The 24,601-nt window shown below is 32.9% G+C and carries 28 protein-coding genes; 10 read left to right on the top strand and 18 right to left on the bottom strand.

Annotated features, from left to right (window positions below; genetic code table 11):
* Positions 1 to 26 precede the first annotated feature (26 nt).
* Positions 27 to 1,052, top strand: a complete 1,026-nt coding sequence (locus H2O64_RS03975; RefSeq protein ID WP_187560850.1) for an AAA family ATPase — start codon at positions 27 to 29, stop codon at positions 1,050 to 1,052.
* A 178-nt stretch (positions 1,053 to 1,230) separates the two neighbouring features.
* Positions 1,231 to 2,421 (top strand): DUF58 domain-containing protein, encoded by a 1,191-nt coding sequence (locus H2O64_RS03970; RefSeq protein ID WP_235982763.1) that lies wholly within the window; start codon positions 1,231 to 1,233, stop codon positions 2,419 to 2,421.
* 89 nt (positions 2,422 to 2,510) lie between these two features.
* Here H2O64_RS03970 and H2O64_RS03965 read toward each other — a convergent pair whose 3' ends face one another.
* From H2O64_RS03965 to H2O64_RS03955, 3 genes are all read right to left on the bottom strand, one after another.
* Positions 2,511 to 2,921: a hypothetical protein gene (locus tag H2O64_RS03965; protein ID WP_187560849.1), complete on the bottom strand. Its 411-nt coding sequence runs from the start codon at positions 2,919 to 2,921 to the stop codon at positions 2,511 to 2,513.
* A 167-nt stretch (positions 2,922 to 3,088) separates the two neighbouring features.
* Positions 3,089 to 3,886 (bottom strand): DUF2971 domain-containing protein, encoded by a 798-nt coding sequence (locus H2O64_RS03960; RefSeq protein ID WP_187560848.1) that lies wholly within the window; start codon positions 3,884 to 3,886, stop codon positions 3,089 to 3,091.
* Positions 3,887 to 4,093: 207 nt separating this feature from the next.
* Positions 4,094 to 4,783: a hypothetical protein gene (locus tag H2O64_RS03955; protein WP_187560847.1), complete on the bottom strand. Its 690-nt coding sequence runs from the start codon at positions 4,781 to 4,783 to the stop codon at positions 4,094 to 4,096.
* A 574-nt stretch (positions 4,784 to 5,357) separates the two neighbouring features.
* Between H2O64_RS03955 and H2O64_RS03950 the strand changes: the two genes are divergently transcribed.
* Complete coding sequence (locus tag H2O64_RS03950; RefSeq protein WP_187560846.1) at positions 5,358 to 6,116, top strand: DUF481 domain-containing protein; 759 nt, start codon at positions 5,358 to 5,360, stop codon at positions 6,114 to 6,116.
* Between the two features lie 363 nt (positions 6,117 to 6,479).
* On the opposite strand, the gene H2O64_RS03945 is transcribed toward H2O64_RS03950, so the two are convergent.
* The 8 genes from H2O64_RS03945 to H2O64_RS03910 all read right to left on the bottom strand — a co-directional run bounded on the left by H2O64_RS03945 (position 6,480) and on the right by H2O64_RS03910 (position 13,581).
* Positions 6,480 to 6,713, bottom strand: coding sequence for a hypothetical protein (locus H2O64_RS03945; RefSeq protein ID WP_187560845.1), 234 nt, complete (start codon positions 6,711 to 6,713; stop codon positions 6,480 to 6,482).
* Between the two features lie 158 nt (positions 6,714 to 6,871).
* Positions 6,872 to 7,531, bottom strand: coding sequence for an RluA family pseudouridine synthase (locus H2O64_RS03940; RefSeq protein WP_187560844.1), 660 nt, complete (start codon positions 7,529 to 7,531; stop codon positions 6,872 to 6,874).
* A 46-nt stretch (positions 7,532 to 7,577) separates the two neighbouring features.
* Complete coding sequence (locus H2O64_RS03935; protein WP_187560843.1) at positions 7,578 to 9,530, bottom strand: YgiQ family radical SAM protein; 1,953 nt, start codon at positions 9,528 to 9,530, stop codon at positions 7,578 to 7,580.
* A gap of 246 nt (positions 9,531 to 9,776) precedes the next feature.
* Positions 9,777 to 10,412, bottom strand: coding sequence for a hypothetical protein (locus H2O64_RS03930; protein ID WP_187560842.1), 636 nt, complete (start codon positions 10,410 to 10,412; stop codon positions 9,777 to 9,779).
* 233 nt (positions 10,413 to 10,645) lie between these two features.
* Positions 10,646 to 11,182: a GNAT family N-acetyltransferase gene (locus H2O64_RS03925; RefSeq protein ID WP_187560841.1), complete on the bottom strand. Its 537-nt coding sequence runs from the start codon at positions 11,180 to 11,182 to the stop codon at positions 10,646 to 10,648.
* Positions 11,183 to 11,233: 51 nt separating this feature from the next.
* Complete coding sequence (locus H2O64_RS03920) at positions 11,234 to 11,689, bottom strand: hypothetical protein (RefSeq protein ID WP_187560840.1); 456 nt, start codon at positions 11,687 to 11,689, stop codon at positions 11,234 to 11,236.
* 122 nt (positions 11,690 to 11,811) lie between these two features.
* Entirely contained in the window at positions 11,812 to 12,441 is a 630-nt protein-coding gene (locus H2O64_RS03915; protein ID WP_187560839.1) for a hypothetical protein, read from the bottom strand.
* Between the two features lie 21 nt (positions 12,442 to 12,462).
* Entirely contained in the window at positions 12,463 to 13,581 is a 1,119-nt protein-coding gene (locus H2O64_RS03910; protein ID WP_187560838.1) for a glycoside hydrolase family 113, read from the bottom strand.
* Positions 13,582 to 14,644: 1,063 nt separating this feature from the next.
* On the opposite strand from H2O64_RS03910, the gene H2O64_RS03905 reads away from it, so the two are divergent.
* Positions 14,645 to 15,073, top strand: a complete 429-nt coding sequence (locus H2O64_RS03905) for a DUF2141 domain-containing protein (protein ID WP_187560837.1) — start codon at positions 14,645 to 14,647, stop codon at positions 15,071 to 15,073.
* Positions 15,074 to 15,225: 152 nt separating this feature from the next.
* Here H2O64_RS03905 and H2O64_RS03900 read toward each other — a convergent pair whose 3' ends face one another.
* Positions 15,226 to 15,699, bottom strand: a complete 474-nt coding sequence (locus H2O64_RS03900; RefSeq protein WP_187560836.1) for a Dps family protein — start codon at positions 15,697 to 15,699, stop codon at positions 15,226 to 15,228.
* A 106-nt stretch (positions 15,700 to 15,805) separates the two neighbouring features.
* On the opposite strand from H2O64_RS03900, the gene H2O64_RS03895 reads away from it, so the two are divergent.
* Positions 15,806 to 16,744, top strand: a complete 939-nt coding sequence (locus tag H2O64_RS03895) for a LysR family transcriptional regulator (RefSeq protein ID WP_187560835.1) — start codon at positions 15,806 to 15,808, stop codon at positions 16,742 to 16,744.
* A 45-nt stretch (positions 16,745 to 16,789) separates the two neighbouring features.
* On the opposite strand, the gene H2O64_RS03890 is transcribed toward H2O64_RS03895, so the two are convergent.
* From H2O64_RS03890 to H2O64_RS03880, 3 genes are all read right to left on the bottom strand, one after another.
* Positions 16,790 to 16,987 carry a hypothetical protein gene (locus H2O64_RS03890; protein WP_187560834.1) on the bottom strand — a complete coding sequence of 66 codons (198 nt, stop codon included), beginning with the start codon at positions 16,985 to 16,987 and terminating at the stop codon, positions 16,790 to 16,792.
* Between the two features lie 164 nt (positions 16,988 to 17,151).
* Positions 17,152 to 17,952: a TIGR00266 family protein gene (locus H2O64_RS03885; RefSeq protein WP_187560833.1), complete on the bottom strand. Its 801-nt coding sequence runs from the start codon at positions 17,950 to 17,952 to the stop codon at positions 17,152 to 17,154.
* Positions 17,953 to 18,032: 80 nt separating this feature from the next.
* Entirely contained in the window at positions 18,033 to 18,500 is a 468-nt protein-coding gene (locus H2O64_RS03880; protein WP_187560832.1) for a DUF4442 domain-containing protein, read from the bottom strand.
* A gap of 206 nt (positions 18,501 to 18,706) precedes the next feature.
* On the opposite strand from H2O64_RS03880, the gene H2O64_RS03875 reads away from it, so the two are divergent.
* The 5 genes from H2O64_RS03875 (at position 18,707) to H2O64_RS03855 (ending at position 22,363) form a co-directional block, all read left to right on the top strand.
* Positions 18,707 to 19,171 (top strand): DUF4870 domain-containing protein, encoded by a 465-nt coding sequence (locus H2O64_RS03875; protein WP_187560831.1) that lies wholly within the window; start codon positions 18,707 to 18,709, stop codon positions 19,169 to 19,171.
* An 85-nt stretch (positions 19,172 to 19,256) separates the two neighbouring features.
* Positions 19,257 to 19,601 carry a PadR family transcriptional regulator gene (locus H2O64_RS03870; protein ID WP_187560830.1) on the top strand — a complete coding sequence of 115 codons (345 nt, stop codon included), beginning with the start codon at positions 19,257 to 19,259 and terminating at the stop codon, positions 19,599 to 19,601.
* On the top strand, positions 19,594 to 21,330 hold the full coding sequence (locus H2O64_RS03865) for a PspC domain-containing protein (RefSeq protein ID WP_187560829.1): 1,737 nt from the start codon (positions 19,594 to 19,596) through the stop codon (positions 21,328 to 21,330). The genes H2O64_RS03870 and H2O64_RS03865 overlap by 8 nt, the downstream gene beginning before the upstream one ends.
* 68 nt (positions 21,331 to 21,398) lie before the next feature.
* A complete protein-coding gene (locus H2O64_RS03860; RefSeq protein ID WP_187560828.1) occupies positions 21,399 to 21,623 on the top strand; it encodes a hypothetical protein in 225 nt (74 codons plus the stop codon).
* 14 nt (positions 21,624 to 21,637) lie between these two features.
* Positions 21,638 to 22,363 (top strand): head GIN domain-containing protein, encoded by a 726-nt coding sequence (locus H2O64_RS03855; protein WP_187560827.1) that lies wholly within the window; start codon positions 21,638 to 21,640, stop codon positions 22,361 to 22,363.
* 91 nt (positions 22,364 to 22,454) lie between these two features.
* On the opposite strand, the gene trxB is transcribed toward H2O64_RS03855, so the two are convergent.
* From trxB to H2O64_RS03840, 3 genes are all read right to left on the bottom strand, one after another.
* Positions 22,455 to 23,426 (bottom strand): thioredoxin-disulfide reductase, encoded by a 972-nt coding sequence (gene trxB, locus H2O64_RS03850; protein ID WP_187560826.1) that lies wholly within the window; start codon positions 23,424 to 23,426, stop codon positions 22,455 to 22,457.
* Positions 23,427 to 23,623: 197 nt separating this feature from the next.
* Positions 23,624 to 23,896 (bottom strand): hypothetical protein, encoded by a 273-nt coding sequence (locus tag H2O64_RS03845; protein ID WP_187560825.1) that lies wholly within the window; start codon positions 23,894 to 23,896, stop codon positions 23,624 to 23,626.
* Between the two features lie 12 nt (positions 23,897 to 23,908).
* The gene (locus H2O64_RS03840) at positions 23,909 to 24,511 is read right to left on the bottom strand and encodes a hypothetical protein (RefSeq protein WP_187560824.1); all 603 of its coding nucleotides are present in this window, start codon (positions 24,509 to 24,511) and stop codon (positions 23,909 to 23,911) included.
* Positions 24,512 to 24,601 lie beyond the last annotated feature (90 nt).

The following is a 24,601-nucleotide window of genomic DNA, read 5'->3' as shown; positions in this document are numbered from 1 at the left end:
AATTTACAATACATTAAATTCAATATATGGACTTTATAGGAGAAAATAACGAGCAGGATGCTCACAATGAGCAAGAAACTCCATTATCATTCACAAACAGAGTTGACCTGACGGAATTACAAGAAGGAATTCATAAAATAAGACACGAACTCTCTAAAGTAATTGTGGGTCAAAAAGGCATGATTGATATGCTAATCACTGCATTACTAGCCAAAGGACATGTACTGATTGAAGGTGTTCCTGGAGTTGCGAAGACCATTACCGCAAAGTTATTGGCAAAGTCATTAACGGTAGCTTTTAGTCGTATTCAGTTTACGCCCGATTTAATGCCAAGTGATATTTTAGGAACTTCCGTTTTTGATATGAAAAAAACAGAGTTTGAATTTAAAAAAGGACCTGTATTTACCAACATGTTATTAATTGACGAAATCAACCGTGCGCCTGCCAAAACGCAAGCGGCTTTGTTTGAAGTAATGGAAGAACGTCAAATTACCATGGATGGAACAAAATATCCACTAGCGCCACCATTTATGGTTTTGGCAACGCAAAACCCTATTGAGCAAGAAGGAACGTATCGTTTGCCTGAAGCACAACTAGACCGTTTTCTGTTTAAAATTGATGTGGATTATCCAAATCTTGATGAAGAAGTAGAAATCATTGCGCGTGAGCATTCACTAAAAGAAGGAAAGAAAATTGATAAAATCACTTCGTTCTTAACAAGAGATCAAATCATCAAGTTTCAGAATGTAGTCAATGAAATCATTATTGAGCCACATTTACTAAAATACATTGCGGAAATCATCATCAATACGCGTAGCAATCAATTCTTATACATTGGTGCTTCGCCAAGAGCTTCTATTGCCATCTTAAAGGCTTCCAAAGCGTATGCAGCTATGAATGGTCGCGATTTTGTAACGCCAGAAGATATCAAGCAAGTCGCAGTCCCAGTATTGCAACACCGTATCATTGTTACGCCGGAGCGCGAAATGGAAGGTGTTTCTTCAAAACAAATTATCAATCAAATTATACAAACTATTGAGGTGCCTCGATAAGTAATTTTAATAAAACAACACTACAGTGGATCGGATCAAAAGTTTTTTTAAATCGCTCTATCTCCAAGACCGTTTCTTTTACGGATGTTTGGCGATCATACTGTGTTTTGTTGTGAGCTTTATATTTCCAAATTTATTTTATATTTCTAAACTATTATTGCTGATTTTTATCACCTTTATGTTGTTAGATATCGTCATTCTATATCTAACGAGAACCGGAATTTCAGCAAAAAGACAAACGCCCGAAAAGTTCTCGAATGGTGATGAAAATGATGTGTTTTTACGTTTGGAAAACTATTATACATTTCCGATTTACACAAAAATCATTGACGAAATTCCTGAACAGTTTCAAGTACGTGATTTTTCTATTGAGAAAAAATTAGATGCTTCTAGCGTTTCTGAATTAAAATACACCTTACGTCCTACCGAACGTGGCGAATATACTTTTGGAAAACTGAATGTATATGTCATGTCTATTTTAGGATTGGTTTCCAGACGTTTCTTTTTTGACAATGAAGTCATGGTGCCTACCTATCCAGCGTATTTACAACTTAAAAAATACGACTTGCTTGCCATTAGTAATAACTTGACGATGTACGGAATTAAAAAGATTCGTCGCATCGGACATACGATGGAATTTGAGCAAATTAAAGAATATGTACAAGGTGATGATTTGCGAACGATTAACTGGAAAGCTTCGGCAAAACAGAATCAATTGATGGTGAATCAATACCAAGATGAAAAATCGCAACCTGTGTATTCTGTGATTGATAAAGGTCGTGTGATGAAAATGCCGTTCAACGAATTGAGTTTGCTCGATTATGCCATTAATGCAACCTTAGTCATGAGTAACGTAGTGCTGAAAAAGCAAGACAAAGCCGGAATGTTTACGTTTTCGAAGAAAGTAGAAAACATGGTCGTTGCAGAAAAGCGAAGTGCGCAAATGAGCATGATTTTAGAATCTTTATACAATGTAAATACAGATTTCTTTGAATCAGATTATGGACGCTTGTACGCAGATATTAAGCGAAATATCAAACATCGTAGTTTGATTTTATTGTATACAAATTTTGAAACTTTAGATGCGTTAAACAGACAATTGCCGTATTTAAAAGGAATTGCAAAAAGTCACTTGTTAGTCGTTATCTTTTTTAAGAATACAGAATTAGATGAATTGATTCACGAAGACGCTACAACCATTCAAGAAGCTTATGACAAAGTGATTGCAGAAAAGTTCTCCTTTGAAAAACGTTTGATTGTCAACGAATTGAAGAAATACGGCATCTACTCTATTTTGACGACGCCTGAGAATTTAACTATTGACGCGATTAATAAGTATTTAGAGATGAAAGCGCGTGGGTTGGTTTAGTTAATTACAAATTCACAAATGGCTTTTTGGTTTGTTTGTGGGCATGAGTTGGAAACTCGCGCTAGCTTGGGTTGTAAAACGTTTTTATTTCATATAGTATTCATTCCAATGAATAGAGTTCCAATAATTATTATTAATAGTACAAGTGAAAATAATTTATCAGAAGTTTTAACGTGTGGATTTTCGGCTGAAAACCCATAATCAATCTCGTTAGAATTTCTTAAAAAGAGAATAAAGTCTCTATCATGAATTTTTTCACTAAGTCGTTTAAATAATCGATCAAAAGTCCAATATATTATTGGAACACAAAATCCAAAATACATTAATCTGTCATTTCTTAATTCAAGTTTAGAAAATAAAAAACCAAATAATCCGATAGCTAAAAACCCAGAGCAGAATAGCCAAACTATCTTCGGTTTTATCCATTTTGCTTTTCTTGAATATAGAATAAAAAAACTAATTCCAAGTGCAAAAAAAATTCCGATTATACTGTTATCCATTTGTATTTAATTTTCTTTCTGTAGCGTTAATTTCAAATATTTTACAACGTTGTTGTGTATGGCTAGCTGCTTATTTTAAGCTGTAGGTTGGCGCAAATTCACGAATGGCTTTTAGTTTGTTTGTGGGCATGAGTTGGAAACTCGCGCTAGCTTGGGGTTTAATTTTCTTAAACTTCTTCTCGAGTAATATCAAATCTAAATGGAATCTTTTTGGCTTGATAGACTTTCAATTGCTTCCTTTTACATATTTCTATTATCTCATTTTTATCTTTTTCATTAATGGAAACCCCTAAAATGACTTCAGAAATAAAATTGTCATCTAGTTTTACTATTCTCTCAATATTAGTTAATCCATCTGGATTTAATATTGATAATCTATATTCTTCTTCATATTTCCATTCTTCGGCTTTTGTATACATTTGAATAAATGAATCTTTTACAATATCATTGCTAAAATCTAAAGGATTTCTAATCGGAAATTCTTTTGAATAGTTTACATGACCACCTCTACCAAACTTGTTTGATTTTATTATTAGCTCCTCTTTGAAACCAATACAATACCCTTTATGATTATCTCCATAATGAGACCACATTAAAATAGATTTCCATGTTTTACTTCCGGAAAATACTCCATAGCAACTATCTAATTCCTCATTTTCTCTTTTTTCATTAAACAAATGTTCGTCATCTAGATTTACTTTTAGTCTCTCTTTTAAATTTGATTTTATAATTTCAGGTTTCTTACTTAAAGAGATTAATTTTTCTTTATGTTTATTCACATAAAAATTTGCAAATTCTTCTCTTTTAGATTCATTATCTATTAGGTGAAAGTTTTCAGGAATTTTACAGTCAAAAGGATCATTGAAGGAATTTGGAGGAGCTAAATAAATTTCATTCTCTATTAGAACATTTTTATGGAATTTTTCATGCCAATTTCTATATTTATAAATTATTCCTTTTTTCATTAACTATTTTTTCTAATTAAGTACAATATCTCAATATAAGAAAAGTAAGATGATTGTAAGCGATACTTTTCGATTAAGCAAGAGCCGAATTTTTATATTTTGTTTTTAACTTATGAATCTTAACAGCCAAATTTAAAAATTTGGCGGTATTCATAAATAAACATTAACCTTTCAAAAACCTATAATAGCTATATTTTATAGATATAGTTAGCTGACGTTATTTTCTCGGACTATTTTTTTTCTTCTAAAAAGGTTAAAAATAATAGAAGCAACAATAGATCCGAGTACACCTAAGCCAAATCCAATCAGACGTTCTATAAAAACACCTTTTTTCTTATTCTCTTCTTGTTGTTGAAATATAGCTTGTATTACTTCTCTATTAGCATTTACAATTGGTTCCAATTGATCTTTTTCTTTTGTTAAGGCTTGTATTTTAGATTCAGTTGCATTTAGAGATGTTCTTTGGTGTTTAATGAAATCTAATAAATCTTCAAGATTGCCTTCAACGGTATTTAGATTATTGATTTGTGTTACAACGTCTAAATTTTTCAATTCATTATTCTTTTTAATGGAATCTCTTTCATTATCTAAATAGGTTATGGATAATGCGACTATAATTCCAACTATAACTGTTATCACAGAAGTCCAAACTTTACTTTTTTGAAAAAACTCAAACCATAATTGTCCAAGACTTTTAAATCCTTCTGGAGCGGCACCTATAATATTTTCAATTTGTGCTTTTTTTTGGTCGTAAACAGCGATGTCTTCAATTACTTTTACTAATTCTTTTCTGTCTTTTTCCTGCCAATCTTCAATCTTTAAACTTCTTGCTAAAACTTGCAATTCGTTTATTGATAAATTAATTGGATCAGAGCTAATTTTAATTTTTTTGTCCATATTTTATTCTAATGACAGCTAAAGTATGGATATAGGGAATTCTATATCATACTAATTTTAAGGAATAACAGGAACTCATTTTAGAACAATTCCTGTTATTTGTCATAAAAGTAGACTAAAGATTACACATACACAATGTGGTTTCCCGTAATTGCTTGTAAAACAGTAATGATTATTAAAGAGTATTCATAAATTTTTAGTTAGAAAATATTTCTCGATACTAAATTCTTTTCATTTTCAGCATCGCTGAATGTAAACAATTTCACTCGAAGTGACGTGCTGTATGATACAAACTCCAAACGTCAGATCGAGTGAGATTCTGAAAGAATTTTGTATCGAGATCTACTAAATATTCATAATGTGTAATCACCTATAAAATGATCACTGTATTTGTTTTACTCAGTACAAATTTTAGTCAAATTTGGAGCAAAAGAAGCATGATTTTCCGAAGAATGCATGCCAATACTCGTACCGAAAACGTTTGAAATAGAAAATTTTTAATTGAACTATTGTTCCTGAACCATAAATAATTATATTCGGCTTCTAAGAACGTATAATTTTAGCGTGAAATAGCATGAAAAAGTTTTTGTATTGTTTTTTAATTTCTCCCTTTTTTCTTTCTGCACAAATCAACGAAAGTGACACACTTTCCTTAAAAGCTGATCTTTCAATCACAGGATTTTGGCAATCAGGAAATGTAGAAACTTTGATTTTAAGAACGAAGTCAAATGTAAGTTTTAAACCTTGGAAGAATTGGGTTTTTAAAACCACCAACTCGTATATTTATCAAGCGTTTGATAAGGATAAAGCAGATGAAGATTTTTTAAGTCTGAACTTTTTATACCTAAATCCGGATCGAAAATTTTATCCGTTAGTGTTAGGTTTTGCAAGTACTAATTTCCGAAGAAAGATTGATGTGCGCTATTTAGTAGGCGCAGGTGTTACGTATCAAGTGCTGAACAAGAACGATAATTGGCTCAAGCTTTCCGTGACGAGTGAATATGAATATACCAACTTTTCCGAAACGAACTTTAACCGTTCCGAGTTTAATGGAAGTGAAACGATCAATACGCTGCGCGCTACTGTTTGGCTAAATGGAAAGTATAGTTTGTTTAAAAATAAACTCATTCTGAGTCATGAAAGTTATTTTCAGCCTTCGCTGGAGCAAAGCAACAACTTTCGTTGGCAAGCAGATGTGAATGTAGAACTCCCAATTTGGAAGTTTTTGAACTTTAAAATAAACTACCGCCGTACTTTTGAAAGTATCGTCATTGCTGGGCAAGAAGAACAAGATCAGTTTTTGACTTTTGGGGTTACTTTGAAGAGTTATTGATTTTGGGTTAAGGTTGTTGGTTTGTGCAACAATTAGAAATTTGTACAGCTGACTTTATTTTGTACGTTTTATCTTATTTGGATGTTGTTGAGTATCAAAAATGTCCATTATTTCAATTTGATTTCTATCATTATTTATCCAATAAATTATTTTGTATGTTTGATGGACTAAATAGCGAAATTCTCTTTCTCTATTGTTCAATCTTAATTCTATTTGACCAATTTTAGGAAGTTTTTTTAACCTTAATGTTTCAAGAACTTATTTTACGGGTTTCGTTTTTTGCAACTTTGAGACTTGCATTTTCTTTTAAATAGTTGAAGTTCTTTCTGAGCTCAGCTCTTGCAAAATCAGTCCAAAATATTTTTAACTCCATTCTTCAATTTCAGATAATAAATCAGTTGCTTCAGTTAACTTTCCACTTTTAGAATCTTCCACTGATGCATCAATTCTTCTATTCAATTCCAGAACTGACATGGATTCATTTTTTTCGTTATCCGAAGATTTTTGTAGTAACTTTTCAAGTTTTGAAATAGCTTCCTCGCTTTGAAGTTTCAAAAACTCTTGTATAAATTCTATTTTTCGGGCTTCAATATTCATCTTCACTATTTTTATCGAAGATACAAATTTATCTAAATATTATTTCTACTGTTTATTTTTTTTAGTTTATATCTCATTTTTAGCCTTCATTGGAGCAAAGTAATAACTTTCGTTGGCAAGCAGATATGAATGTAGAATAGCTGATGAGTCTAAATGGATTAAAATCTCCAAAAATCATGATTCGGCAACGATGCTTCGAAGGTTTTCAATTCTTTAGAACCAGGTACTTCAAAGGTTAATTTCCATGCATGAAGACAAATGGATAGCGGTACATATTTTTGATCTGAACCATACTTTTCATCGCCAATGATAGGAAGACCAATGTTTGCTAATTGAGCTCTTATTTGATGGAATCTACCTGTTTTTGGCTTCACTTCTATAAGATACCCAAACTCATTTTTGCCAATTACTTCATAAGAAAGCATACAGTTCAGTGTGTCTTTTGATTTTAATTGAACAATGTCCGCTCTTTTTTCTTTGGTGTTTTTTATGAGAAAGTTGACTAAGTTTCCTTTGTTCTTTGCGGGCTTATTTTTAACAATTGCCAAATACGTTTTTTGAATTTTACGACTGCTAAATAGCTGATTAAATGCTACTAGAACGCTTTTTTTCTTTGCCATGATTAAGACGCCACTTGTAACGCGATCTAGTCTGTGTATGATTCCGATATAAGGCTTTGGCTTACTTTTTAGAAGATGCGTAAGCACTTGTGTCTCCACAGTGATAGCTTCGTAATGACTTTTCTCACTGATCAATCCCGCAGCTTTGTTTACGACTATATAATCGTTGTTTTCATGTAGTATTTCAAGATTTGGCATTCAACGTTTTCTTTATCAAATTTCAAAATAAAAACTAGTCAATAAGTTAACGTCGCTTTTTTCTAGATTTGTGCTTGCGTTTTTGACTTGAATGACTTGAAGGAATCGCATCATCAAAGGTGTTTTTTACAGCTTTAGGCTTAATGCTTTTCCAAGAATTCGTTTCTTCTTCGGGCACTAATACTTCTACTAAATCTTTTCTACGCAATTTATTCAACGTATTTCTAATCCAAGCTTTATTTTCCTTTTTATACCAAAAGAAGAAACGATGTTGCTCTTCCTTTTCTTTTCTAGTTTTTGGAGTTTTCGTTGGTTTTAAAGTATATGGATGATAACCACTGTAATAGATAACTGTTGCAACCGTCATTGGTGTTGGTGTAAAACCTTGCACTTGCTCTAACTGAAAGCCCATATCCTTCGTTTCAGCAGCCAAATTTGCCATATCTTCTACTTCGCAAGCAGGATGATTTGATATAAAATAAGGAATCAATTGAAGCTTTAGTTTCTTCTTTATATTGATTTTATCAAAACGCTCTTTAAATTTATGAAAGTATTCAAATGATGGTTTACGCATCAACTTTAAAACAGGGTCAGATGTATGCTCTGGAGCCACTTTTAAACGTCCAGAAGTATGTTTTGTCATCACTTCTTCGGTGTAATCATCTAATTCTTGTGCGTCCGCATTTTTATTGAATTCAGGCACCAACATATCGTGACGAATACCACTTCCAATAAATGATTTTTTTATTTTAGGATGACTATCTACTGCTTGATATAATTTGGTGAGCGGTTTATGAGACGTATCTAAATTACTGCAGATTACTGGTGAAATGCAGGAAGGCGCTACACATTTATCGCAAATGGATTGTACCTTTCCTTTCATTTTATACATATTAGCAGAAGGTCCGCCAATATCTGATAAATAGCCTTTAAAATCAGGCATGTTGGCAACTTTATCTACTTCTCTTAATATGGATTCTTCACTACGACTTGCAATAAATTTTCCTTGATGTGCAGAAATCGTACAGAAACTACAACCTCCAAAACAACCACGGTGAATGTTAATAGAAGTCTTAATCATCTCAAACGCAGGTATAGGTCCACGTTTGTTATATTTTGGATGTGGTAAACGTGTGTACGGCAGATCGAAAGAAGCGTCAATTTCCTTTTCTGTCATCGTAGGATATGGTGGATTTATCACCAATGTTCTGTCTTTTACCTTCTGAAAAATTCTTCTTGCTTTCAGCTTGTTAGATTCTTGCTCTATGATTTTAAAGTTAGAAGCAAATTTCTTCTTATCCTTTAAACAAACTTCATGTGATTGAATTTCGACATCATCCCAATTTTTATTTTTAGGAATGGTTTCATCTTTATGTACTAAGAAAGCAGTTTGCTGTATGGTTCGTAAACTTGAAAATGGCACTCCTTTTTGTAGTAGCTTTACAACTTCTCGCAAAGGTTGTTCGCCCATTCCATACACCAACATATCTGCTTTAGATGTTTCTAAAATAGTTGGCATTAGTTTGTCACTCCAATAATCGTAGTGCGTTACACGACGCAGTGAAGCTTCAATTCCTCCTATTAAAACAGGAACATCTGGAAATTTATCTTTTAAGATACTTGAATATACTGATGTGGCGTAATCTGGTCGAAACCCTTTGTCTCCATTTGGTGTATAAGCATCTTTATCTCTACGTTTTTTACTCGCTGTATAATTACTCACCATCGGATCCATACAACCACCCGTAACTCCAAAAAATAATTTTGGCGTTCCTAGTTTTGTAAAATCCTGCAAATCATCGGTCACACTTGGTTGCGGAACAATGGCTACTTTTAATCCATAACTTTCCAAGATACGACCAATAACAGCGGGTCCAAATGAAGGATGATCTACATACGCGTCTCCACTAAATAGAATCACATCTAATTCCGACCAACCTCGAATTTTTACTTCTTTGTTCGTTGTTGGTAACCAATCTGAAAGTTTGTTTGTTTGCATAGTCTGCAAAGATACGGTTAATTCCTTTTACAAGTCAATACTAAAGTATGGCTGCGCAGATTTGTTATCCAATTTAGTTAGCGTTTGCAAAAATCTAAAAAAAATCGAGGATTTACATTTCTAAAATTACTGTATATTTTAGGGTGAAGGTTATGATTTGCGCTTTAGTATCTCAGTAGTGTATGTTTTGAGCTATTTTTGCTAATGGATTTGTATATGGTCTTATATAGAGTGTTATAGTTTTTTTTATTTTCTGCATTTTCCCCAACCTACTGAATAGCTTCCATCAGGATTTCTCTTGTATCCGTCATAAGCCCCACCTACAGAATAGCTTCCATCAGCATTTCTCTTGTATCCGTCATAAGCACCACCTACAGAATAACTTCCATCAGGATTTCTCTTGTATCCGTCATAAGCGCCACCGACAGAATAACTTCCATCAGCATTTCTCTTGTATCCGTCATAAGCACCACCTACAGAATAACTTCCATCAGGATTTCTCTTGTATCCATCAAAAGCACCACCTACAGAATAACTTCCATCAGCATTCCTTTTATACCCATCAAAAGCACCACCTACAGAATAACTTCCATCAGCATTCTTTTTATACCCATCAAAAGCGCCACCTACAGAATAACTTCCATCAGCATTTCTTTTATATCCGTCATAAGCACCACCTACAGAATAACTTCCATCAGCATTTCTTTTATAGCCATCAAAAGCGCCACCTACAGAATAACTTCCATTAGCATTCCTTTTGTATCCATCGTAACAACCACCTACAGAATAACTGCCGTCAGCGTTCCTTTTATATCCGTCAAATTGTCCAAATGCCAAGGACGTTGTTAAAAGAGTAAGAATTATAATAAACTTTAATTTCATAGTTTATTTTTTTATTGGCTATAACGTGTTTGTATAAGATTAGTTGCTTGGTTTAAGCGCCTAATTTGGTAAATAACAGAAACTAGTTTTATAGCAACTTTCTATTATTTCTCGTAAAAGCAAAATAAAGATTACACATCCGCAATGCTGTTTCCTGCAATGATTTTCTTTGGCAAGCAAATGTTGATATATAGCTACCGATATGGAAGTTAGTGGTTTGAATAAAGTGCGTTTTAATACGCTTTATCTTTTGTTATCAACTTTTTGTCACACCAATACCAAACAACATCTTCACCTCCGAGTTCATACGGTGCAAATTTATCAAATTCCATTCCAACTTTTTCCATCACTTTGATAGATGCTTTATTTTCTTTCATTGCAATTGCAATTATCTTCTTCAATTTGAGCGTATCAAATCCATACCTCAAAATTGCACGAGATACTTCGGTTGCGATACCTAAACCCCAATATTCAGGCAAGAATCTATACCCAATATCAATTTCATCAAATTCAGGTAAATACGCCAAACCTGCCCAGCCTACAAATTGATTTTCTTCTTTTAGAAAGGTAGCCCATCTTCCGTATCCATACTTCTTATAGTCGCTAATTCTTGTCTGTATTGCCTGTTCCATTTCTTCTATAGAGGCAACCAGCGGTTCTCCCGTATACTTTTGTACGTTAGCATTAGAATGCAATTGAAACATTTTCTCTTTGTCATCCAAGGTAATTTCCCTTAACAATAATCTTTCTGTTTCTATCAAATTTTTCATTTTATTGCTTGTAACGATTTTGTGTATGATTTGCTCAGGTGTTGTGTTGACTCATCTTTTTATTTTCATTATTTTTTTTAGAAACTCATTTGAATTAGTGATAGCAATGAGTTCATCTTCGGAAGCGACATTTAAGATTAATGGTTGTTTGTTAACGATGCCATATACTATGATACGGTTCCAACTTTCTGAATTTTTGTACGTAAATTTATAACCCTTCAATGTAGCGCCAAATGAGATTACTTCAATTTGTTCTTTAGAATTCGTTTTCTTGCTAAATTTTTTGATTAATTGTTCTGGGACAGTCTTTAGCGTTTCTTTATTTAGATGCATCCATTGAACTGAAATTCCATTACATTTTAGAAGTTCATGTTTTGATTTGGCTGTACATTTATCTGGAATCTCAATCTCAATATTTGCATAATCTAACGTTTTAATTTCTCTGTTAGATTGAGAAAAGCTGATGCTCATACATAAAAGGCTAAAAATTAAAAGAAGTTTTTTCATAATTAAGTTTTTAAATGTGTGCCAAGTTATGAATATACGAAATTCTGTATATCCCACTAATTTTAAGGAATAGCAGGAACTTATTTTATAACTATTTCCTGTATTAAGTTTTATTGAATATTTTAATGAATCTCTATATGATAAATAGCCTCCAAAAATCTTTTAGAAGCTACGCTTTCTTTTCGATCCGATCTTAATTCTTTCAATACGCCAGCTACCTTAATTTTTTTCTTAGGCAGTTTAGTTGCTCCTTTGGCATGCGCAATCAGAAAGTTTTCATCAGATGCCTCATCTCGTATTTCATATACATCATACATATCAATTAAAGGAATCATTGTAAATGTGGTAACTTTTCCAACAACCATAGGAATCATAATAAATCCTACGAATTCACTTTTAGATTCAGTTAATGTTGGAATTCCAGTAATGATGGTGTTTGACGCAATGATTCCTTTAGAATACGCTTCAGAAGGTAATAATTCGATGGGTTTATACTTTGTATAAAGTGCTTTTAGATTGTCTTCTAGTTTTGAAATCACCGCGTTTCTTTTTTCTTCCCCTAGTTTTGATATTGATAACTCAAAAAATAAAATCATTTGTTGTTTATCATAAAAGATTCCTCCCACTTTTCCCAATTCAGCTTTCGAGATTACGCCGTCATCTGCTTTTGTTAGAATGTTATAAAATCGGCCTCCATTATCTAGATTTAATAGTGCATCGTTAAAGTTTCTAAATGGTTCTATTTTCTTCATATGTATTTTTTAGTACTTCTCTTACTCTTCTATTTTAAAATATTTTGCAATGAGATTAAGCGAGGGCTTGCCTTCAATCGTAAAGTTCGTATTAGCGCCGTCAGATTTACCACGCCCTTGCCATTCCCAAATATGAATACCATGAAACCAAGATTCTTTCCAAATAGTATTAAAAAAAGCTTGATAGCAGAGTAATTGTTCCTTTTTGGAAATTTTTGAATAGATACTTTTAGCACTATTCCATTCCCAGGGCTTTTCAGAAGTGCCTTCAATAGATTTATATCCCAATTCTGTAAAGAGTATAGGTTTGTTAAACTTTTTACTCACAAATGCGATGTCTTCTATGTGTTTTTTCCAGTTTTTTTCTAGTTCCTCAAGCGTTGGATTGCCCGATGCGCTTAACGGAAAGTACGCCTGAATACCTATATAATCTAGTTGATCCCAAAAAGGAACTGCTTCATACTCATTGTACCAATTGGCTGCATAGGTTAGTTTTCCTGTATATACTTTCTTAATCTGTTGTATTAAAACGTTCCACTGTTCAGGTTTTTTATAGACAGTCGTTTCTAATTCTGTCCCGATACAGAATTGTTCTAACTTTAATTCTTGTGCGAGTTCGGCGTATTTTAAGATGATTTGACTGTAATTTTTAAACCACATATTCCAGTCGTTTTCAGTTTCCATTTCAATATCAGATCGCCATTTTCCGTCTTCCATTTCGGAGAGCCAAATATGAGGTTTGAGCATTATTTTTATCCCAAACGTGTCGCATGCAGTTTTTATTTTTTTGTAATATTTTAGTCTTCTCGTATAGTTTTCATCAGAAATTAATCGCAATATTGGTTTGTTGTATTCATCCTGATCTATGAATGGTGTTATGGTAATCCATTCAAAGTTATTTGTCTTAAGGAGTTCAATGTCTTCTAAGTTTCCTCCTATGTTAAATACATGAATACCTCGCTGCTTCTTATCGAGTGTGTAGTAATTGTTTATTTTGGCAAGATTATTTTCTATGCTCGTATTCCAAGTATAGTTTACTTCTTCTGAGAGTCGATAGTTTTGCAACGCTTTATTTCCTATGAAAATAACTGCAACAGGAACCATTATTTTTAAAAAAACACCTATTAATAAGCCTTTCATTTTATGCTGTTTGTAATTGCGTATTATACTCTTCACTAATAAGAACAGTAGATAAGGAATCAACGAGATGATATACAATATTGGACTCGTCAATAAATTGTCTAGAATGTCTGTAAAAAACGCAACTGCTTCAACTATTACATAATCTCTTTTATGTAGAATTAACAAAAACAAGAAGACCAATACAGCAAGAACCGTAATGCTATAGAACCAAAAAAAGCGTTTTAATATTGATGTTTTTATCTTTATTCTATTGATCATACAGTTTTGAAAGTTTACAATGACGGTAATAGCTTTAAAAATATAAAAAAAGGAATTGAATTCAGCTACTTCTGCTGTCTTTCCATATATAAACAAATGAACATCTTCAATTTCACTAAAAAAAGAGACTATTATGAAGCAACTTAACAAGTATGAGGATGCTTTTACGTTTAGCAAAACGTTGTAAAAAAAAACGAACCGAAATTCGCTTTTATAATTCCTTATTTTAAATAATTAATCAAAAGTAAAGGTATTTAGAACAAAGAAGACAAAAAATTGATGATTATCGCGATTTATAAATAACGACTAATTAGCATTTATGTAGTCGTTTTAAAAGTGAAAAAAGAAGAAAAGCGAACCGAAGTTCGCTTCTCATCTTCATACAACTACTATAGAAAGATCCATGGTAATGAAATTTTGTAGTGTATGAAAATTGACTCCTCTTTTCAGTGGAGTTTGTACAACTTACCATTTTGAATGCGTCTTATCAGACTTTTCAAAATTGAGTTGTGCTTAACCTAAACAATTAAACTAACTAAAGTTTGATGGCAACAACTTCACAAAATTGAAAATAACAATGTGAACGAAAAAGTATCGGTAATCCAATTCGTTAAAGTTTCAAACTCTTTGCTGTCTATATAGACGTGTTGTTTTTTGAAAAGGTTCCCGAAAACTACAATTCATCCTCCAAAAATTACAGTTAGGTATCTTTTTTTGTGTGCTTTTTGATTTTATGTAGACTTTTGAATCATCAAACAGTTACAAAACAAAAATCTAACATTCATCAATAAACAATCACATTATGAAAAATTTACTTTTAATCGCCATTTTAATCTCAAGTGTATTCGCAACAGCGCAAACTAAAAACACAACTACAGAAGGAGTTACCATCACAGTTACTGTAGATAAGGTAAAGAACAACAAAGGAAAGGTATTATTTGCTTTGTATACAGAAGATACTTTTATGAAAAGACAACCTTTACAAGCCGTAGGAAGCAAAATTGAAGAAAATAAAGTGACAGTAACTTTTACAAATGTTCCAAAAGGAGAATATGCAATTACATGTGTACACGACGAAAATGACAACGGTCAAATGGATTTTGAACCTTCAGGAATGCCAAAAGAAGATTACGGAACGTCAAACAACCAATTAAGCTATGGACCACCAGAATTCGGGCCTTCTAAGTTTACGGTAAAAGATGCAGATATTGCATTGAAGATTGTACTTTAATCTAGTATTGAGAAATTAGTATTGAGAATTGAGATAGGAATCTTCGAGCGCCTCAGACTCCTATTAGTTATAAAAAAGCGACACCAAAAGTGTCGCTTTTCAACTTATAAACCATTAAACTTTTCAAACTCATAAACTCATAACTGAAAATATTACTTATTCAACCAAGCATTCATCATCCAAACTGTTTTTTCTTGCTCCGCAATGAAATCACTCATCATTGCATTTGTACCTTCATCGTTCGCTTCTCCTGATTTATCTAGTAATGCTCTTTCCAATTGTAATAATTCTGAAATAGAAGAAACAATCAATGCTACTGCTTTTTCATCCTTAGAAATGTGTTTTCCAACAGGAACTCTTGCGTTTGCTATGTAATCTTCAAACGTATGTAAAGGCTCGCCACCAAGGGTTAATACACGTTCTGCAATTTCGTCAACCTTTATTTGTGTGTCATTGTATAATTCTTCAAATTTTGTGTGTAATTCAAAAAATCCTCTTCCTTTTATATTCCAATGAATTCCTCGTAAGTTTTGATAATACACTTGAAAATTAGCTAATAATACATTCAAATCTTTTACTAAATATTCAGTTTTTTGGATGTCTAATCCTAATATATTTAATTCCATCTTTCTTATTATTTTGTTGTTGATACAAATTTATTGAAGATTTAATCCGATACATTATAAGTTTTATCGATAGTTTTTATATTTTTATCACTTAAATTGATTACGAATGACAATTACACAATTACAATATGTTTTGGCAGTGGCCGAAAACCAAAATTTCACACTTGCCGCACAAAAATCTTTTGTGACGCAGCCTACCTTGAGTATGCAAATACAAAAGTTAGAAGACGAATTAGAGATTCAGATTTTTGATAGAAGTAAAAAACCAATTCAGTTGACCGAAATTGGAAAGAAGATTGTTGCACAAGCTCGAAATATTGTGAATGAATCGGGAAGAATGCAAGATATTGTAGATCAACAAAAAGGTTTTATCGGTGGCGAATTTAAACTTGGTATTATTCCGACGATTATGCCGACATTGTTACCGATGTTTTTGAAAACTTTCATTAAGAAGTATCCAAAAGTAAATTTGAAGATTGAAGAATCAACAACGGAAACTATTATTAAGAAACTCAATGAAGGTCACTTAGATGCTGCCATTGCTGCGACACCATTAGGACATGATCAAATTAAAGAACGTGTATTGTATTATGAACCTTTTGTTGGATATACAACCGAGAATCACAGATTATTCGATAAAAAAGAACTAGATATACAAGATTTAGATATTGACGATATTTTATTGCTCCAAGATGGACATTGCTTCCGCGATGGTGTTATTAATTTATGTAAAATGCCAAAAGCACTCGCAGACGATCATTTTCAGTTGGAAAGTGGAAGTTTTGAAACCTTGATTAAATTATCTAACGAAAGTTTAGGAATGACACTACTGCCCTACTTGCATACACTTGATTTGAAAGAGAATGAACGCAAATACCTACGCCATTTTGTTGAGCCACGACCTGCGCGCGAAGTCAGTTTACTGTTTCATAAAAGTGAATTGAAAATGCAGATTATTGAAGCGTTGCGTACAGTTATTATGGGTATTGTAAGAGGTGCCATTGCGTTTCACAATGTGGAAATTATTAGTCCTGTACAAAAATAAGAAGATACAAATACTAAAAAAGCCGCGAACGAATCGCGGCTTTTTTTATGGATTTAAATAAATTAAACATTGGTCTAGTTGTGGATTTGCTGTTACTAACGAATTGATCCATATTTTTAATTCATCAATTTCATGTGGTAACAGTCTTTGCAAAGCTTTTTGTAATTCTTTACAGAATAATGATGGATCAAAGCTTACTTTTCTAAGTACAGTCTTTGTGTAATCAAACATCGCTCTTGCCATATTTAACGGAGGGTTTAGGTTAAAATTTTAAAGAGTAGTTTTCTTGTATAGGCTTATTTTTAGTTTTTTAAATTTAGTAAAAAAAAACGATATTAAGACTTCCTAAACAAAACTTTAACAGATGTAGGAAGATACTATTTTAGTATTCAGAATAAAAAATTCTTCTAGAAATTATTATCACCATCAAATAAATCGCCGATACTTCCTAAAATACTTCCTTCGCCTTTACTGTTTCCGCCTCTTGGCAATGATGCAATGATTCTGCCAGCCAAACGACTGAATGGCAACGATTGAATATATACAATTCCAGGACCTTTTAAAGTTGCAAAGAACATTCCTTCGCCACCAAAAAGTGTGTTTTTTATACCGCCAACAAATTCAATATCATAATCTATATCTTGTGTAAAACCTACAATACAGCCTGTATCTACACGCAATGTTTCGCCTGGTCGCAACTCTTTTCGCGCCATCGTTCCACCAGCATTTACAAACGCCATTCCGTCACCTTCTAGCTTTTGCATGATGAAGCCTTCACCTCCAAAAAGTCCACGTCCAAGCTTTTTAGAAAATTCAATTCCGACAGTTACACCTTTGGCAGCGCAAAGAAAAGCATCTTTTTGACAGATGAATTTTCCGCGATATTCTGTTAGATCAATTGGGATGATTTTCCCTGGATATGGCGAAGCAAAACTTACTTTCCGTACACCAAAAGCGCTGGTATTTAAAAAAGAAGTCATAAATAGACTTTCACCTGTTAGAATTCGTTTTCCTGCTGAGAACAGTTTTCCTAGAATTCCTTTTTCTTGATTGGATCCGTCACCAAATATAGTATTCATACTAATGCCGTCGTCCATCATCATAAAACTTCCGGCTTCAGCTACAACGGCTTCTTCCGGATCGAGTTCTATTTCTACATATTGCATTTCTGCACCATAAATATGGTAATCAATTTCGTGTGCTGTCATAATTTTTATTTTTTTACACTGAGTTAAGTCGAAGTGTTGATTGCGTTCTATTGGAAGTTAAAAACCATGTTTTGTTACAATTACTTTTTCTTTTTCAGTTTAATTCCCCATTCATATTCAAAATTAGAAACACTTTCACCTGCTTCATCAAATCCTTCTGCATACAAGGTAAGGCTTTGTCCTTCACCAGTAGCAATTGCGTTTTCAATCGCTTTTCTCACTTTTAAACCATCTTTACATACAAATTGAATGCGTCCTGTTGCTTTTTTGGTAAATGTTCCTTTTTGCGAACGCACCAACATGGAGATTTTTTCACCAGAAGTTTCAATTTCTTGAATCACCAATACGCCCGTTGCCAACTCAGAAGCCATTCCTTGTGTTGCCCAATATAATGACTTAAACGGATTTTGATTAATCCAACGATGTTTCACCGTTACAATTGCAGATTCGTCATTAATTTCTTTCAATCGTACACCCGAAAAATAAGCAGATGGAAGTTTGAATATTAAAAAGGTATTGATTTTTGATGGAGTAATTTTTTTAGCCATTAAGTATCTATTTCATTAGAATGATACTGCCAAAATACGAAAAATACGCTTCAATCACCTATTAATACTGAAAAAACTATACTAAAATCATATCAATTTTAATCAAATATGAAACTTTTTAAATGTTAAAGTTTGTTAAATTTTAGTACTATGTTTTGCATAATACCTTTTTAAAGCCATATATTTGCATAAGAAAATAATAGGTAATGGACTCTGCAATCACAAAACATCAAAAAAACGTCGCTACAATTTTACATGTAGCAACCTTTAGTAAATACTTTTTTCCGTTCGGAAATTTTATACTTCCACTTATTTTATGGACGATGTATAAAAAAGAAGCTGAATATATAGATCATCATGGGAAAGAAGCTTTGAATTTTCAGTTGAGCTTGTTTTGTTATAAAGTTGCTGGAACTTTATTGACAGTTCCATTTTTTTTTATGTCAGGAGTTCAACATTTGAATACATGGGACATTTTCCATTTCAATACGATTAGAATTAATTTTAGTAACGGATTTAATATACACAATTTGTCAGTAATCGGAATTATTATAGGTGTTGGATATTTATTACTTTTTGCCGTAAACATTACGTATACCATTTTGGCAGCAATGAAAGCAAATGAAGGCGAAAAGTATCGATATCCATTCACAATTAGATTTATCAAATAAAGATTTTCATCAATCATTATTAGTATCATCAATCAATCATCATCAATCAAAAAACGAACAGTATAATTAAAAGACACATGAAAACATGAAGATAGAAAACACAAAAGCACAAATGCGCAAAGGTGTGTTAGAGTATTGCATTTTATCCGTCTTGAGAGATCAGGATGCGTATGTAGCTGAAATACTAAACACGTTAAAAGACGCAAAAATGCTTGTCGTAGAAGGAACAATTTATCCACTATTGACAAGATTGAAGAATGCCGGCTTACTCAATTATCGCTGGGAAGAATCAACTTCTGGACCACCAAGAAAGTATTATGGACTCACAGAAACAGGAAGATTATTTTTGAAAGAACTGAATACCACTTGGGACAATTTACAAAATGCAGTATCACTCGTAACACGCCAAAAAAACACTACTAATGAATAAGACAATCAATATAAATTTAGCAAATATGTTTTTTCATATTGATGAAGAAGCCTATAACAATTTACAGCGTTATTTGAACGCTATTAAACGCTCCTTTACGGACTCGCAAGGGCGAGACGAAATCATCGCAGACATTGAAGCTAGAGTTGCCGAACTTTTTTCGGAGCGTATGAAAAACGAGCGACAAGTAATTAGCATGAAAGAAGTTGAAGAAGTAATCAATATTATGGGACAACCAGAAGATTACTTAGTAGATGACGAAATTTTTGAAGATGAACCAAAGAGAAATTATAGTCGCCAAACAGGATCTCAAAGAAAATTATATAGAGATTTCGATAACAAGTTTATCGCTGGTGTATGTGCTGGTTTTGCTCAATACTTTGGTATCGATGCTTTATGGATCAGGTTATTTGCTATTATTGTAGTACTTGCCGGAGTTGGATCGCCAATTTTAGTCTATATTATTTTATGGGTTATCATTCCAAAAGCGAATACTACTACTGAAAAGCTTGCAATGGCGGGAAAGCCCGCGAACATTACCAATATTGAGAAAAAAATAAAAGAAGGATTGGATGATGTTCAAGAAAAGTTAAACGATGTAAACTTCGATCAAGTTGGTGAAAGAGCCAAAAGCGGAGCATCTTCCTTCTTTGATTCTTTAGGTGAAGTTGCAATGGTACTCTTAAAAATATTTGCTAAGTTTTTTGGCGTAATTTTTATCATTGTTGCCGCAAGTTTATTAATTAGCGTACTTGTTTCAACGATTGGTGTAAGCTTCTTTAACATGGATGTTTTCTCAGGAGAAGAATCATTATACTACCACGATCTCGGTATTTTGAACGAAACACCAAGATGGGTTTTAGGACTTTTAATATTACTAGCTTTAGGAATTCCAGCACTGGTATTATTTATCTTAGGAATTAGAATATTGGTAAAAAATTCAAAGTCTATTGGTATGCCTGCAAAGATTGCTTTGTTTGTACTTTGGATAGGAGCATGTATCGCAATTGCATTTATTGCGTCTAGTGCTGCAATTCATCACAATATTGAAGCTTCGGTATCGTCAAAATTTGAATTGCCAATTGTTGCAAATGATACTATTAAAGTGAAAATGGTAACTAATGAAGATTTTAATAGCTCACGAGGATATTATCATAATCGTTATACTGATTATGAAGTTGAGTATGATGAAAATGGAGATGTTATTTTGTTTTCTTCATCAGTAAGATTGATTGTAAAACCAACCGAAAGCGAAAATGCACGTTTGCGAATTAATAAAAGTGCTGGCGGTGTATCGTATACAAAAGCAAGAGAACGCGCACAAAACATTAATTACAACTATCTTTTTGAAGATAATACATTGAAACTTGACAACTATTTTCTATTTGATCCAATTGATAAACACAACCAACAAGAGATAGAAATTGAATTGTATTTACCAGAAGGCGCGATCATTTTTGCCGATAAGAATACAAAATCATATCATAGAAACTCTAAGCGTTATGGAAACATTTTAGGAAATGGAGAAGAGGAAAATTATTATCAGGTTATTGACGAAGATCTTCAATGCTTGGATTGTAATACGACTAGCTTTAAAAAATTAAAGAAGAAAAAAGATACGAGTTCAATTACTATCAATTCTGAGAAAGTTGATATTAATATCAAGAATAAAGATGTGAATGTAAAACGTGATACAATTCCCGTAACTACAACCACAAACAACGAATAAGTAGTATACTATCAATCAACACTTCGACTTAGCTCAGTGTAAAACGAACAGCCAAAATCAATCAAAAAATGAACAATTCACAATCCATATATGTATTACTAAAACTGCTCATCACAGTTTTAGTAGTCGGGTTGTTTGTCGGTAAAATTCTTGCATACTATTATCCATTAGATAGTTTACCTAACGAATGGATGTACGCGGGGATATTTGTTGGAATTCCCACAGGTATCGTAATTAGTATCACAATTTTTTTACTCTTAAAAATTAATAATCATCAATCAATACAATTTTAAAAACACTAACTATTATGATCACTTTAGCACGATTTATCGCCATTGCTATTATTAGCTTATTTATTACTTCCTGTGACATGAATTTTAGTTCTGGCATCGTTGGAAACGGAAATGTTGTTACAGAAGAAAGAGACGCTGAGGAAACTTTTACAATGATTAGAGCTTCTGAAGGACTCGACGTATATATTACACAGGCAGAAACTGCTTCTATTGAAGTAGAAGCCGATGAAAATATTATTTCACTTATTGCCACAGACATTAAAAACGGAACACTGGTTATTCACACAGAAAAAAGTATTGGCCGTTGCAAATCAAAAAAAGTACATGTGAGCTTGCCTACCATTGAGAAAATTGTAAGCACAAGTGGCGCAGACGTATATTCTACGCAAACTTTAGTTGTCGATAATCTTGAAGTAAAAAGCAATAGCGGCGCAGACATAAAAATTGAAGTTGAAGCTGAAAATGTAAATTGTTCAACTTCAAGCGGAGCAGATATTAAAATTGCGGGAACTGCAGATTCTTTAACAGCAAGTGCAACTAGCGGAAGTGACATTCAGGCTAGAGAATTATCGGTAAAAGATTGTGATGCTTCGGCAAGTAGTGGCGCAGATGTTACGGTAAGTGTTTCTGGTAAACTCATTGCAAATACTTCTAGTGGTGGTGATGTTCATTATTACGGAAATCCAGAATCTGTTTCTAAAAACAAATCCGTTTCTGGTGGCAGTGTTCACAAAAAATAAAAAACCACCTAAATCATAAATCAACCAGTAGCAAAAAGCCTCAAAGTAAATTACTTTGAGGCTTTTTTATGATCTATTTTTTAAAAGCTTTTTAAGCTTCAACAACATCTTCAATAGCAGCTAAATAACGTTCTGCATCAAGCGCAGCCATACATCCTGTTCCTGCGGCTGTAATAGCTTGTCTGTATTCTTTATCTTGTACATCACCAGCTGCAAAAACACCTGGAATGTTTGTTTTTGTAGATTTTGCTCCTGTAATTAAATATCCTGTATCATCCATGTCTAAAATTCCTTTAAACATGTCTGTATTTGGTTTGTGACCAATAGCAATGAAAACTCCTGTAACAGGAATTTCATGTTTTTCGTTTGTTTTATTATTTACTGCACGAACACCTTCTACTACCATGTTTCCTAAAACCTCATCTAATTCCGTATTGTACAATACATGTAAGTTTTCAGTATTATTCACACGATGTTGCATTGCTTTACTGGCTCTCATTTCATCTCTACGAACGAACATGGTTACTTTTTTACAAAGTTTTGCCAAATAAGTTGCTTCTTCTGCTGCGGTATCTCCACCACCAACTACAACTACATCTTGTCCTTTGTAAAAGAATCCGTCACACGTAGCACATGCAGAAACACCACCACCTTTTAAACGTTCTTCACTTTCTAATCCTAAATATTTTGCGGAAGCTCCTGTAGAAATAATAACAGATTTTGCTAAAAATTCTTGTTCCCCATTTCCATCATCAATGTATACTTTATGAATTCCTCCTACTTCTTTTGAAAAATCTACACGTGTTGCATATCCAAAACGGACATCAGTTCCAAAACGAGTTGCCTGCGCTTTTAAATCTTCCATCATGGCAGTTCCGTCGGTTCCTTGTGGATATCCTGGAAAGTTATCAACTTCCGTAGTAGTTGTTAATTGTCCTCCTGGTTCCATTCCTGTGTACATTACAGGGTGCATATCAGCTCTTGCTGCATAAATAGCTGCTGTATATCCCGCAGGTCCACTTCCTATAATTAAGCATTCTAATGCTGTGTTTGTATCTGACATATTCTTTTTTCTAACTATTAAATACTTTTTAACAAAAGTAGGTTTTTATATGAATTCCTTACATAAAATTTATTAACAAATATTCTCTAAGTGTTTGATATCTTATTGAATTCATCTTGAACTCATCTTAACTAAAAAAAGCAACAACATATAAAATATGCTATTGCTTTGTTACTATAAGTTAGTTTTTTTATGCTTTAAACAATTCTGTTTGCTAAAGTTACTAAGAAACTCACACCATTGTCAATATTGGCAATTGCGTCCGCTTTGGCAGTATTTGATGCTGCTGCGTCATTGATTTCTTTTAGTACTTTGATAGCATTCGCATTGGTAATTTCACTTTGCTTAATAAAAGTATCAATCTCTGAGATGCTCATACGCGTTAAACTTGCAATGGTTTTATTGAATTCTGCATCGGTTAGTGATGCAGCTTCGTTGGCTAGGTTATCCCAATTTACTTCTTCGTTCATACGTTTTCTATTTTAGTTGTTTCCTTTAATTGCTGATTCTACATTTAATAACTTATCAAATCCATTTCCAGTTTTAATAAGTAAACTGTCTAAGTGACCTTCTATTTTACCAACATTAATATTTGTACCTGTTAAGCGTTCTATTTGCGCCAACGTATTTGCTTCAGATTGCTTTAATTTTACTGCGGAAGTAATTAAGTTTTGTAATGTAGCTGTGGCACGTTGGTAATTGGTATAACTTTCATTCAAAGAAGTAATAACTTCATTACGTTGTGTGTCTAGTAAACCTTGAAGCGAATCGCGTTTTCTGCTAATTACTGGCATCACACTTTTTAAAATGTTTGGTAATTCTGCTTTTACATCTACGCTTGCAGGAATTTTTGCTGAGAAATTTTTAACAAATGTCGGAATGTATTCATTGTTGATAAAGTCATTCACTTTGTCTTTTCGCTCGTCAAATAACTGATTTACCAAAGCAATATTTAATTTGTGCATTGCACCTGCTTCAGAAATAACTTCTTCTGACAATGTTGCCGTAGATGCTGGAATGGAAGCACACGATACAACACCAATAAAGATACTTACAAAGAGTACACTTTTTATAATTAATTTCATCTGTATATAGTTTATTTTATTAATTCTGTTAGAATTCGCCAATAATCATAGTGGTTGTTAGCAACTCACAATGATGGCGCTTTTTAGTAT

The organism is Kordia aestuariivivens (genome assembly GCF_014397005.1).
In the GTDB taxonomy this organism is placed as follows: Bacteria; Bacteroidota; Bacteroidia; order Flavobacteriales; family Flavobacteriaceae; genus Kordia; species Kordia aestuariivivens.
This window is presented reverse-complemented; position numbering and strand designations above follow the sequence as displayed.

Bases quoted from the DNA above. Each gene is read 5' to 3' on its own strand.
- H2O64_RS03845 (WP_187560825.1), bottom strand. From the start codon at position 23,896: ATGAACGAAGAAGTAAATTGGGATAACCTAGCCAACGAAGCTGCATCA.
- H2O64_RS03880 (WP_187560832.1), bottom strand. From the start codon at position 18,500: ATGGCTAAAAAAATTACTCCATCAAAAATCAATACCTTTTTAATATTC.
- H2O64_RS03955 (WP_187560847.1), bottom strand. From the start codon at position 4,783: ATGGACAAAAAAATTAAAATTAGCTCTGATCCAATTAATTTATCAATA.
- H2O64_RS03895 (WP_187560835.1), top strand. From the start codon at position 15,806: ATGACAATTACACAATTACAATATGTTTTGGCAGTGGCCGAAAACCAA.
- H2O64_RS03930 (WP_187560842.1), bottom strand. From the start codon at position 10,412: ATGAAATTAAAGTTTATTATAATTCTTACTCTTTTAACAACGTCCTTG.
- H2O64_RS03915 (WP_187560839.1), bottom strand. From the start codon at position 12,441: ATGAAGAAAATAGAACCATTTAGAAACTTTAACGATGCACTATTAAAT.
- H2O64_RS03965 (WP_187560849.1), bottom strand. From the start codon at position 2,921: ATGGATAACAGTATAATCGGAATTTTTTTTGCACTTGGAATTAGTTTT.
- H2O64_RS03945 (WP_187560845.1), bottom strand. From the start codon at position 6,713: ATGAATATTGAAGCCCGAAAAATAGAATTTATACAAGAGTTTTTGAAA.
- H2O64_RS03940 (WP_187560844.1), bottom strand. From the start codon at position 7,531: ATGCCAAATCTTGAAATACTACATGAAAACAACGATTATATAGTCGTA.
- H2O64_RS03970 (WP_235982763.1), top strand. From the start codon at position 1,231: ATGTTGTTAGATATCGTCATTCTATATCTAACGAGAACCGGAATTTCA.
- H2O64_RS03960 (WP_187560848.1), bottom strand. From the start codon at position 3,886: ATGAAAAAAGGAATAATTTATAAATATAGAAATTGGCATGAAAAATTC.
- H2O64_RS03950 (WP_187560846.1), top strand. From the start codon at position 5,358: ATGAAAAAGTTTTTGTATTGTTTTTTAATTTCTCCCTTTTTTCTTTCT.
- H2O64_RS03925 (WP_187560841.1), bottom strand. From the start codon at position 11,182: ATGAAAAATTTGATAGAAACAGAAAGATTATTGTTAAGGGAAATTACC.
- trxB (WP_187560826.1), bottom strand. From the start codon at position 23,426: ATGTCAGATACAAACACAGCATTAGAATGCTTAATTATAGGAAGTGGA.
- H2O64_RS03935 (WP_187560843.1), bottom strand. From the start codon at position 9,530: ATGCAAACAAACAAACTTTCAGATTGGTTACCAACAACGAACAAAGAA.
- H2O64_RS03875 (WP_187560831.1), top strand. From the start codon at position 18,707: ATGGACTCTGCAATCACAAAACATCAAAAAAACGTCGCTACAATTTTA.
- H2O64_RS03975 (WP_187560850.1), top strand. From the start codon at position 27: ATGGACTTTATAGGAGAAAATAACGAGCAGGATGCTCACAATGAGCAA.
- H2O64_RS03885 (WP_187560833.1), bottom strand. From the start codon at position 17,952: ATGACAGCACACGAAATTGATTACCATATTTATGGTGCAGAAATGCAA.
- H2O64_RS03855 (WP_187560827.1), top strand. From the start codon at position 21,638: ATGATCACTTTAGCACGATTTATCGCCATTGCTATTATTAGCTTATTT.
- H2O64_RS03840 (WP_187560824.1), bottom strand. From the start codon at position 24,511: ATGAAATTAATTATAAAAAGTGTACTCTTTGTAAGTATCTTTATTGGT.
- H2O64_RS03860 (WP_187560828.1), top strand. From the start codon at position 21,399: ATGAACAATTCACAATCCATATATGTATTACTAAAACTGCTCATCACA.
- H2O64_RS03870 (WP_187560830.1), top strand. From the start codon at position 19,257: ATGAAGATAGAAAACACAAAAGCACAAATGCGCAAAGGTGTGTTAGAG.
- H2O64_RS03910 (WP_187560838.1), bottom strand. From the start codon at position 13,581: ATGAAAGGCTTATTAATAGGTGTTTTTTTAAAAATAATGGTTCCTGTT.
- H2O64_RS03920 (WP_187560840.1), bottom strand. From the start codon at position 11,689: ATGAAAAAACTTCTTTTAATTTTTAGCCTTTTATGTATGAGCATCAGC.
- H2O64_RS03905 (WP_187560837.1), top strand. From the start codon at position 14,645: ATGAAAAATTTACTTTTAATCGCCATTTTAATCTCAAGTGTATTCGCA.
- H2O64_RS03900 (WP_187560836.1), bottom strand. From the start codon at position 15,699: ATGGAATTAAATATATTAGGATTAGACATCCAAAAAACTGAATATTTA.
- H2O64_RS03890 (WP_187560834.1), bottom strand. From the start codon at position 16,987: ATGGCAAGAGCGATGTTTGATTACACAAAGACTGTACTTAGAAAAGTA.
- H2O64_RS03865 (WP_187560829.1), top strand. From the start codon at position 19,594: ATGAATAAGACAATCAATATAAATTTAGCAAATATGTTTTTTCATATT.